Source organism: Pseudomonas sp. NFACC46-3, from assembly GCF_900114515.1.
In the GTDB taxonomy this organism is placed as follows: Bacteria; Pseudomonadota; Gammaproteobacteria; order Pseudomonadales; family Pseudomonadaceae; genus Aquipseudomonas; species Aquipseudomonas fluorescens_Q.
In genome coordinates, this window is sequence record NZ_FOTH01000038.1 from 37,025 (window position 1) to 46,920 (window position 9,896).

A 9,896-nucleotide genomic window follows, 5' to 3' on the forward strand; every position below is an offset into this window, starting at 1 on the left:
GCCTGCGGCGTGGGCAGGTCGCGGATTATAGCGAAGAAGCGGGCAACGTACACCTTGCTGTCAGTTGCTGTGGTCTTTCGTGCGGAGGCGGTTCTATGCCAAACTCAGCGCCTTTCGGGCTTGCCTAACAGGATTTATGCTCCCCTTGTCACCCAGCTTGCTTGCCACGCTCGCCGCCGCCTGCCTTTATGCCGCTGCGACCCTCTATCAAGGCACCCGCCTGGCCACCGGCGCCAAGGCGAACAAACGCCTGCTGGTCACGCTCGGCGTGCTGGCGGTGCTCGGCCACGCGGCCAGCCTTTATACCCACTTGATGACGCCGATCGGCCTGGGCCTGGATTTTTTCAACGCCGCCAGCCTGATCGCCGTGGCTGTGATCGCCTTGACGCTGATCGCCTGCTCGCGCATCCCGGTGGAGAACCTGCTGGTGCTGCTGTTCCCGCTGGGGCTGGCGACGGTGCTGCTGGCGCAGTTCGCGCCGTCAGGTACGGTGCAGATCATCGACGAAGAGCCGGGCATCCTTGCCCACATCCTGCTGTCGATCCTCGCCTACGGCCTGTTCACCATCGCAGTGTTCCAGGCCTTGCTGCTGCTGGTGCAGGACCACCAGCTCAAAAACAAACACCCGTCCGGGCTGATCCGCAACTTCCCGCCATTGCAAACCATGGAAAGCCTGCTGTTCGGCTTCCTCTGGGCCGGCTGGAGCCTGCTGTCGCTGTCGCTGATCTCCGGTTGGCTGTTCGTCGAGAACCTGTTCGCCCAGCACCTGGTGCACAAGACCCTGCTGGCCTGCCTGGCGTGGATCGTCTTCAGCGTGCTGCTGTGGGGCCGCAACCGCCTCGGCTGGCGCGGCCACAAGGCGATTCGCTGGACCCTGGCCGGTTTCTGCCTGCTGATGCTCGCGTACTTCGGCAGCAAGCTGGTTCGCGAATACATCCTGCATGTCTGACGGACGGCCCTGATGGATACATTGCCCGTGGCGCCGCTGTTTGCCGTGCTGGTGGTGCTGATCCTCTGGTCGGCCCTGTTCACCGCCATCGAAGCCGCCCAGCAGCATCTGTTGGCCCAGCGCACGGCCTCGCGCGCCAGTGACAAACCGCTGGCAACGCTGACATTCCCACTGGCCAGCCTGATCCTGTGCAATACCCTCTGTCGCACCCTGGCCGTGGTCATCGGCACCTTGCTGGCGATTTTTACCTGGCTGGAAAACGGCCCCTGGGTCGCCTGGCTCGGCACCAGCGCCGCCCTGCTGGTGCTTGCCGACTACCTGCCGCGCGCCTTGGCCACCCGCCAGCCCGAAGCGGTGCTGGCGCTGGGCAACACGTTGCTTGGCATACCGTTGAAGATCCTCTATCCGTTTGCCTGGCTGTTGAATAGTGCCAGCCAATTGTTGCTGCGCCCCTTTGCGCGCAAGGCCCGCATCGTGCAGCAGAGCGACGACGAGATGCCCGCGCCACCGCGCAGCGAACACGAACCTGAGCACGGCAGCAGCCGACTGCACCCGATTTCCGGCATCCACGCCCTGGACAACATCACCGTCAACGATATCCTCGTGCCCCGCAGCGAGGTCGATGGGATCAACCTCGACGACCCCATCGGCGAGATCATCGAACAGCTGCGCCTGAACCGTCGCACCCGCCTGCCGGTGTTCCACAGCGACATCAACCAGGTCGAAGCGGTGCTCAACACGCGCCAGATCCGTCATTTGCTGGCGGATGCGAGCCTGACCCAAGAAGCGCTGCTGGCCGCCTCCCACGAGCCTTACTTCGTCCCTGAAAGCACGCCATTGCAACTGCAATTGCTGAATTTCCACAAGCAGCAACGGCGCTTGGGCATGGTGGTGGACGAGTACGGCGAAGTGCTGGGCATCGTCACCCTGGAAGACATCCTGGAAGAAATCGTCGGCGAATTCGAAAGCGAGCACAGCCTCGACAACCCCCACGTCCACCCCCAGCCCGATGGTCGCCTGATGATCGATGGCGCGGCGTCGATCCGCGAATTGAACAGGACCCTGGGCTGGCATCTGCCTTGCGACGGCCCCAAGACCCTCAACGGGCTGGTGACCGAAGCCCTGGAAACCATCCCCGAAAGCCCGGTGTGCCTGAAGATCGGCCGTTATCGACTGGAAATCATCGAGACCGTGGACAACCGTGTCAGCCAGGTGCTGGCGTGGCATAACAGTTTGGTGCCTGCCGCTTCCTGAAACTCCTGCCTGGACCGGGCGCAGGGTAGCCCTTGTGGCGAGGGAGCTTGCTCCCGCTGGGCTGCGAAGCGGCCCTGAAACCTGATAAAACGGTGCGTCAGGCAGGTTGGGGTTGCTGCTTTGGGGCTGCTTCGCAGCCCAGCGGGAGCAAGCTCCCTCGCCACAGAGTTCTGCGCAAGCGTCACGAACGTGCGCAGGCCCACTTGTTGATTAGTTAGCCTCCTTCCTATACTCCATCCGCTTACCCAGCCCCGCCCGAACCCCGTGCCTACCCCGCACCCAGCCGGTTCCGGCCAGACCATCGGCAAAATCCGCATCAGTCCTGCGACTGTTCCCACCCGAAACAGCGAAAGGATACCCGCCCACATCCCTGGGTGTTCGACCATAATAATTCGCTCCAATGGAGCACATGACTGTCAGGGATAACCGCATGACGACCGCTACCTGCAACGAGGCTGTGTCTGCCCAGCCGACAAACTCGACCACCCGCGTGGCCACCGCGAGTTTCATCGGCACCGCCATCGAGTTCTACGATTTCTACGTCTACGCCACGGCTGCGGCCCTGGTGATCGGGCCGGTGTTCTTCCCGCAAACCTCAGGCACGGCACAGATGCTGTCGTCCTTCCTGACGTTCGGCATCGCCTTCCTTGCCCGCCCGTTGGGCTCTGCGCTGTTCGGCCACTTCGGCGACCGGATCGGGCGCAAGTCCACGCTGGTGGCGTCCCTGCTGCTGATGGGTGTGTGCACCACCCTCATCGGTGTGCTGCCCGGCTACGCCAGCATTGGCGCCTGGGCGCCGATCCTGCTGTGCGTGCTGCGTTTCGGCCAGGGCCTGGGGTTGGGCGGTGAATGGGGCGGCGCGGCGCTGCTTGCCACCGAGAACGCGCCCAAAGGCAAGCGCGCCTGGTTCGGCATGTTTCCCCAACTGGGGCCCTCCATCGGCTTCCTGGCGGCCAACGGGCTGTTCCTGACCCTGGCGATGAGCCTGGACGATGAGCAATTCCGCGCCTGGGGTTGGCGGATTCCGTTCCTGCTCAGTGCCGTGCTGGTGATCGTCGGCCTCTATGTACGGCTCAAGCTCCACGAAACCCCGGTATTCGCCAATGCCATGGCCCGCCAGGAGCGGGTAAAGGTGCCGTTGGTCGAGCTGTTCAGCCAGTACTGGGCGCCAACGTTGCTGGGCGCGGCGGCGATGGTGGTGTGTTACGCGCTGTTCTACATCTCGACGGTGTTTTCCCTGAGCTACGGCGTGTCCACCCTCGGCTACAGCCGCGAGACCTTCCTGGGCCTGCTGTGCTTTGCCGTACTGTTCATGGCCGCCGCTACGCCCCTGTCGGCCTGGGCCAGCGACCGCTACGGGCGCAAGCCGGTACTGATCGTCGGCGGCGTATTGGCGATTGCCTCGGGTTTCCTCATGGAGCCCTTGCTGACCCACGGTTCGACCGGCGGCGTGGCGCTGTTCCTGTGCATCGAGCTGTTCCTGATGGGGGTGACCTTTGCCCCCATGGGCGCCTTGCTGCCGGAACTGTTTCCGACCCACGTGCGCTACACCGGCGCCTCGGCGGCCTACAACCTGGGCGGCATCGTCGGCGCCTCGGCCGCGCCGTTCTTCGCCCAGAAACTGGTGGCGATGGGCGGCCTGAGCTACGTCGGCGGTTACGTATCAGGGGCTGCGGTGCTCAGTGTGATCGCCGTGTTGTGCCTGAAAGAGACACGCCACAACGATTTGAACAGGGTCGCCTGAACAGGGAGCCGGGCCTGGCAACAGGCCCGGCTCCAGACCTGTCGGACGCCTGAACAACGCTCAATGAAATACCCGCTAACATTCACCCACCATTGAAACCACCCCCCACCTGCCCCATCTAAGACCCATACCCCATTGCGCAGGTGCCCCATGAGCGACCAGCACTCTACCGAAGCCACTCACGATTACGCCGATTCCGACCACATCGAACACACCTCTTCCGGCACCGGCCTGGCGCTGCCTGGCCAGAATTTGCCGGACAAGGTCTACATCATCCCGATCCACAATCGTCCGTTCTTCCCGGCCCAGGTGCTGCCGGTCATCGTCAACGAAGAACCGTGGGCCGAAACCCTGGAGCTGGTGGCCAAGTCCGACCATCACTCCCTGGCGCTGTTCTTCATGGACTCGCCCCAGGAAGACCCGCGCCATTTCGACACCTCGAAACTGCCGTTATACGGCACGCTGGTGAAGGTGCACCACGCCAGCCGGGAAGGCGGCAAACTGCAATTCGTCGCCCAGGGCCTGACCCGCGTGCGTATCCGCACCTGGCTCAAGCACCATCGCCCACCGTACCTGGTGGAAGTCGAATACCCGCACCAGCCGAGCGAGCCGACCGATGAGGTCAAGGCCTACGGCATGGCGCTGATCAACGCGATCAAGGAACTACTGCCGCTCAACCCGCTGTACAGCGAAGAGCTGAAGAACTACCTCAACCGCTTCAGCCCCAACGACCCTTCGCCGCTGACCGATTTTGCCGCTGCGCTCACCTCCGCCACCGGCAATGAGCTGCAGGAAGTGCTCGACTGCGTGCCCATGCTCAAGCGCATGGAAAAAGTCCTGCCGATGCTGCGCAAGGAAGTCGAAGTGGCGCGGCTGCAGAAAGAGATTTCCGCCGAGGTCAACAACAAGATCGGCGAACATCAGCGCGAGTTCTTCCTCAAGGAGCAGCTCAAGGTCATCCAGCAGGAGCTGGGGCTGACCAAGGACGACCGCAGCGCCGATATCGAGCAGTTCGAGCAGCGGCTCGAAGGCAAGGTGCTGCCGGCCCAGGCGCAGAAGCGCATCGAAGAGGAAATGAACAAACTCTCGATCCTGGAAACCGGCTCGCCGGAATATGCCGTCACCCGCAATTACCTGGATTGGGCGACCTCGGTGCCGTGGGGCGTGTATGGCCAGGACAAGCTTGACCTCAAGCACGCGCGCAAGGTGCTCGACCAGCACCACGCCGGCCTGGACGACATCAAGGACCGCATCCTGGAGTTCCTCGCCGTCGGCGCCTACAAAGGCGAGATCAGCGGTTCCATCGTGCTGCTGGTCGGCCCGCCGGGCGTGGGCAAGACCAGCGTCGGCAAATCCATCGCCGAATCCCTGGGGCGGCCGTTCTACCGTTTCAGCGTCGGCGGCATGCGCGACGAGGCGGAGATCAAGGGCCATCGGCGCACCTACATCGGCGCCCAGCCGGGCAAGCTGGTGCAGGCGCTGAAAGATGTCGAAGTGATGAACCCGGTGATCATGCTCGACGAAATCGACAAGATGGGCCAGAGCTACCAGGGCGACCCGGCCTCGGCCCTGCTGGAGACCCTCGACCCGGAGCAGAACGTCGAATTCCTCGACCACTACCTGGACCTGCGCCTGGACCTGTCGAAAGTACTCTTCGTCTGCACCGCCAACACCCTGGACTCGATCCCCGGCCCGCTGCTGGACCGAATGGAAGTGATCCGCCTGTCGGGTTACATCACCGAAGAAAAAGTCGCCATCGCCAAGCGCCACTTGTGGCCCAAGCAACTGGCCAAGGCTGGCGTGTCCAAGGGCAGCCTGAGTATCAACGACAGCGCCCTCAAGGCCCTGATCGATGGCTATGCCCGTGAAGCCGGGGTGCGACAGTTGGAGAAACAGCTGGGCAAACTGGTGCGCAAGGCGGTGATGAAGCTGATCGACGACCCCAAGGCCGTGATCAAGCTCGGGCCAAAGGACCTCGAGGCCTCCCTGGGCAAACCGGTATTCCGCAACGAGCAGGTGTTGTCCGGCATCGGCGTAATCACCGGCCTGGCCTGGACCAGCATGGGCGGCGCGACCTTGCCGATCGAAGCGACGCGCATCCACACCCTCAATCGCGGCTTCAAGCTGACCGGGCAACTGGGGGACGTGATGAAGGAGTCGGCGGAAATCGCCCACAGCTACGTCAGTTCGCACCTGAAGCAATTTGGCGGCGATCCGAAGTTCTTTGACGAGGCCTTCGTTCACCTGCACGTACCGGAAGGCGCCACGCCCAAGGACGGCCCGAGCGCCGGCGTGACCATGGCCAGCGCGTTGCTGTCCCTGGCCCGCAACCAGCCGCCGAAAAAAGGCGTGGCCATGACCGGCGAACTGACCCTCACCGGGCACGTCCTGCCGATTGGCGGGGTGCGCGAGAAGGTCATCGCGGCGCGGCGGCAGAAAATCAACGAACTGATCCTGCCGGAAGCCAACCGGGGCAATTTCGAAGAACTGCCGGACTACCTCAAGGAAGGCGTCACGGTGCACTTTGCCAAGCGGTTTGCAGATGTGGCCAAGGTGTTGTTCTGATCGTTATACAGCGGCTGTACCGGCCTCATCGCGAGCAAGCTCGCTCCCACAAAGGAATCTTGTGAACGCCACAAGTCCCTGCGGGAGCGAGCTTGCTCGCGATGGGGCCCTGACAGACAACACATCCCCACCTGACACACCCAGTAGCATCTTCGGTTATGCTCGCCGTTCGTCGTGAATGCCGGAGCCGTTGCCCTTATGTCCCTCACTCGCCTGCTTGTCCCCCTCAGCCTCGCCCTGTTGAGCGCCTGTGCCACGCAACCGAAACACAACGTGACCGTGGAAAAACTGAGCCAGTGCCCGGTGCGACTCAACAGTGGGCAAAACCTGATCCTGAGCTTGCCCAGCAACCCCACCACCGGTTATCGCTGGGCGATCCAGGATTCGGCCGGTGGTGTATTGAAGGGCTTGGGGCCGGAGGTTTATCGCAACCCGGAAGACGCCGGCATCGTTGGCGCCGCAGGTGTTTCGACCTGGCGCTTCCAGGCGTTCAACGCCGGCACCGGGCGCTTGCGCCTGACTTATCAACAGCCTTGGGCGCCGGAAGTGCCGCCCGTGGAAACCTTTGACTGCGCCATTTCGGTGAATTGACCGTGGGCTGGCTGATCCTGGCACTGATGGGCGCAGTCACCTACCTGTACGGCCTGACCGTGCACGCCACACTCTTGTGCCTGCTGGTCAAGCCCATGCCGGTGCTGGCCCTGCTCGGCTGGCTGCACGATGCGCCGCCCAGTGACTATCGGCGCTGGGTCAGTCTCGGGCTGATTTTCTCGCTGGTGGGCGACGTATTGCTGGCCTGGCCGGGGGACCTGTTCGTGTTCGGCCTCGGCGCGTTTCTGCTGGCGCACCTGGCCTACCTGAAAGCCTACCTCAGCGACTGCCGCCGCCCGGCGCTGCTGCCCTTGGCCCTTGCCTTGGGCATCGGTGCGATGCTGTTGGGAGTCCTGGTGTCGAACGGCCTAGGGTCGTTGCTGGTGCCGGTGATTGTCTACGGCCTGGTCATCAGCACCATGCTCTGGCGGGCGTTGGCGCGGCTGGGCACCGGTGTGCCCAAGCGTTCGGCGTGGCTGGCCGCCGCCGGGGCGCTGGCGTTTGTGTTTTCCGACAGCCTCATCGGCATCAACCGGTTCGTGCACCCCTTCCATGCCGCGTCTTACCTGATCATCATCAGTTATTGGCTGGGCCAATGGGGCATTACAGCGTCGGCGTTTACCCAAAAGCCACACGGAGCCAAATAATGTGGGAGCGAACCTGCTCGCGATAGCGGTCTATCAGTCAACATTATCGCTGGCTGATCCATCGCTATCGCGAGCAAGCTCGCTCCCACAGGTTTTTTGGTTAAAATGCCGGCCTTTTCACCACCCATGCCGCTGGAACCGCCGTGAGCAAAGACCCTGATCGCCTATTCGCCCAACCCCTGGCCCAAGTGCCGGACTTCGCCTTCAACGAGGACGTGGTGCGGGTGTTTCCGGACATGATCAAGCGTTCGGTGCCGGGTTATCCGACCATTGTCGAAAACCTCGGCGTGCTCGCCGCGCAATTCGCCCAGCCGGGCAGCGTGCTCTACGACCTGGGCTCGTCCCTGGGCGCGGTGACCCAGGCCCTGCGCCGCCACGTGCGCACCGACGGTTGCCGGGTAATCGCGGTGGATAACTCGGCGGCCATGGTCGAGCGCTGCCGCGAATACCTCAACGGCCAGGACTCGATGTTCCAGGAGCTGCTGCCGGTGGAAGTGATCGAAGGCGACATCCTCGCCCTGACGTTCCAGCCGGCCTCGGTGGTGGCACTGAACTTCACCCTGCAATTCATCGCGCCGGACCAGCGCACCGCACTGTTGAGCCGCATCCGCCAGTCGTTGCTGCCCGGTGGCGCCCTGATTCTCTCGGAAAAGCTGCGCTTCAACGATGCAGAGGAACACGCCCTGCTCACCGACCTGCACGTGGCGTTCAAGCGCGCCAACGGCTACAGCGAGCTGGAAATTGCCCAGAAACGCAGCGCCATCGAAAACGTCATGAAGCCCGACAGCCTAGAAGAACACCGCGAACGCCTGCTCGCGGCCGGGTTCTCGAAAGTCGTGCCGTGGTTCCAGTGTCTTAACTTCGCCTCGTTGATTGCCCTGCCATGATCGATCTGTCCCCCCTCGCCCGCCATCTGGCCGGCACGCCCCTGGCCGATTGGGCCGCGACGCTGCAGACGCAACTCGACAGCAAGATGGAAAAGGGTCACGGCGACCTGGAGCGTTGGCAAAGCGCCCTCGATGCGCTGCCGGCCTTGCAACCCACCACCGTCGATCTGCTGAACGGCCTGACGCTCGACACCGATTGTTCCGACGAAACCCGCGCGCAGATGCGTACCGCGTTGATGGGCCTGTCGCCATGGCGCAAAGGACCTTTCGACCTGTTTGGCGTGCACGTAGACACCGAATGGCGCTCGGACTGGAAGTGGTCACGGGTGGCCCCGCACCTGGACCTGAAAGGCAAGCGCATCCTCGATGTGGGCTGCGGCAACGGCTACTACATGTGGCGGATGCTCGGTGCCGGGGCTGACACGGTGATCGGCGTCGACCCCAACTGGCTGTTCTTCTGCCAGTTCCAGGCGGTGCAGCGCTACCTGTCGCAGCCCAACGCCTGGCACCTGCCGTTTCCATTCGAAGCCTTGCCGCCGGAGCTGGAAGGCTTCGACACGGTGTTTTCCATGGGCGTGTTCTACCACCGGCGCTCGCCGATCGAACATCTGCTGGCGCTCAAGGACTGTCTGGTCAAGGGCGGCGAGCTGGTGCTCGAAACCCTGGTGATCGAGGGCGACGAACACCAGGTGCTGGTGCCCGAGGATCGCTACGCACAGATGCGCAACGTCTGGTTCCTGCCGTCGGTCCCGGCCCTGGAGCGCTGGCTGCGCCGCGCCGGGTTCAGCGATGTGCGTTGCGTGGACGTGAGCCTGACCACCGTAGAGGAACAGCGCAGCACCGAGTGGATGAAGTATCAGTCGCTGAGCGACTTCCTCGATCCCGCCGACCACGGCAAAACCATCGAAGGATTGCCGGCGCCGATGCGGGCGGTGATTGTGGCGCGTAAGTAAATAGCCCAGCCTTATTGGAGGCCAATGCTGTTCACTGGAGATGGTCAGAGTCACTGTGGCGAGGGAGCTTGCTCCCGCTGGGCTGCGCAGCAGCCCCCTCTCAAGCTCACTCAATCAACCTGATCCACCGCGTCGCCGGGCTCCAGGGCCGCTGCGCGCCCCAGCGGGAGCAAGCTCCCTCGCCACGGGAATTGGGCACGGCGCGGGTCAAGGGAATGCCTCGAATCAGTGTCAGTTTCAAGAGCAAATCGGTTGGTCGACCGGAATGCTTTTGTGCTTTTGTGCTTTTGTGCTTTTGTGCTTTTG

9 protein-coding genes are annotated in these 9,896 nt (G+C 63.2%); 8 read left to right on the plus strand and 1 reads right to left on the minus strand.

The genetic code is table 11. The annotated features are described in order from the left end of the window. Positions 1-136: 136 nt before the first annotated feature. The 8 genes from BM300_RS26145 (at position 137) to cmoB (ending at position 9,590) form a co-directional block, all read left to right on the plus strand. Entirely contained in the window at positions 137-949 is an 813-nt protein-coding gene (locus BM300_RS26145) for a cytochrome C assembly family protein (protein WP_092143920.1), read from the plus strand. A 12-nt stretch (positions 950-961) separates the two neighbouring features. Further along, complete coding sequence (locus tag BM300_RS26150; protein WP_092464401.1) at positions 962-2,203, plus strand: transporter associated domain-containing protein; 1,242 nt, start codon at positions 962-964, stop codon at positions 2,201-2,203. A gap of 430 nt (positions 2,204-2,633) precedes the next feature. After that, positions 2,634-3,947, plus strand: a complete 1,314-nt coding sequence (locus BM300_RS26160) for an MFS transporter (protein WP_092464405.1) — start codon at positions 2,634-2,636, stop codon at positions 3,945-3,947. 150 nt (positions 3,948-4,097) lie between these two features. Beyond that, on the plus strand, positions 4,098-6,512 hold the full coding sequence (gene lon, locus BM300_RS26165; protein ID WP_092143911.1) for an endopeptidase La: 2,415 nt from the start codon (positions 4,098-4,100) through the stop codon (positions 6,510-6,512). A 198-nt stretch (positions 6,513-6,710) separates the two neighbouring features. Then, entirely contained in the window at positions 6,711-7,103 is a 393-nt protein-coding gene (locus BM300_RS26170; RefSeq protein ID WP_092464407.1) for a protease inhibitor I42 family protein, read from the plus strand. Positions 7,104-7,105: 2 nt separating this feature from the next. Continuing rightward, positions 7,106-7,750: a lysoplasmalogenase gene (locus BM300_RS26175; RefSeq protein ID WP_092223302.1), complete on the plus strand. Its 645-nt coding sequence runs from the start codon at positions 7,106-7,108 to the stop codon at positions 7,748-7,750. A gap of 143 nt (positions 7,751-7,893) precedes the next feature. After that, the gene (gene cmoA / locus BM300_RS26180; protein ID WP_018611163.1) at positions 7,894-8,637 is read left to right on the plus strand and encodes a carboxy-S-adenosyl-L-methionine synthase CmoA; all 744 of its coding nucleotides are present in this window, start codon (positions 7,894-7,896) and stop codon (positions 8,635-8,637) included. Then, positions 8,634-9,590, plus strand: coding sequence for a tRNA 5-methoxyuridine(34)/uridine 5-oxyacetic acid(34) synthase CmoB (gene cmoB, locus BM300_RS26185; protein WP_092143899.1), 957 nt, complete (start codon positions 8,634-8,636; stop codon positions 9,588-9,590). Before cmoA ends, cmoB begins: the two co-directional genes overlap by 4 nt. 106 nt (positions 9,591-9,696) lie before the next feature. On the opposite strand, the gene BM300_RS31210 is transcribed toward cmoB, so the two are convergent. Next, positions 9,697-9,896: hypothetical protein (locus BM300_RS31210; protein WP_218190630.1), on the minus strand; the 200-nt coding region annotated here is incomplete at its 5' end.

Bases quoted from the DNA above. Each gene is read 5' to 3' on its own strand.
- BM300_RS26145 (WP_092143920.1), top strand. From the start codon at position 137: ATGCTCCCCTTGTCACCCAGCTTGCTTGCCACGCTCGCCGCCGCCTGC.
- BM300_RS26150 (WP_092464401.1), top strand. From the start codon at position 962: ATGGATACATTGCCCGTGGCGCCGCTGTTTGCCGTGCTGGTGGTGCTG.
- BM300_RS26160 (WP_092464405.1), top strand. From the start codon at position 2,634: ATGACGACCGCTACCTGCAACGAGGCTGTGTCTGCCCAGCCGACAAAC.
- lon (WP_092143911.1), top strand. From the start codon at position 4,098: ATGAGCGACCAGCACTCTACCGAAGCCACTCACGATTACGCCGATTCC.
- BM300_RS26170 (WP_092464407.1), top strand. From the start codon at position 6,711: ATGTCCCTCACTCGCCTGCTTGTCCCCCTCAGCCTCGCCCTGTTGAGC.
- cmoB (WP_092143899.1), top strand. From the start codon at position 8,634: ATGATCGATCTGTCCCCCCTCGCCCGCCATCTGGCCGGCACGCCCCTG.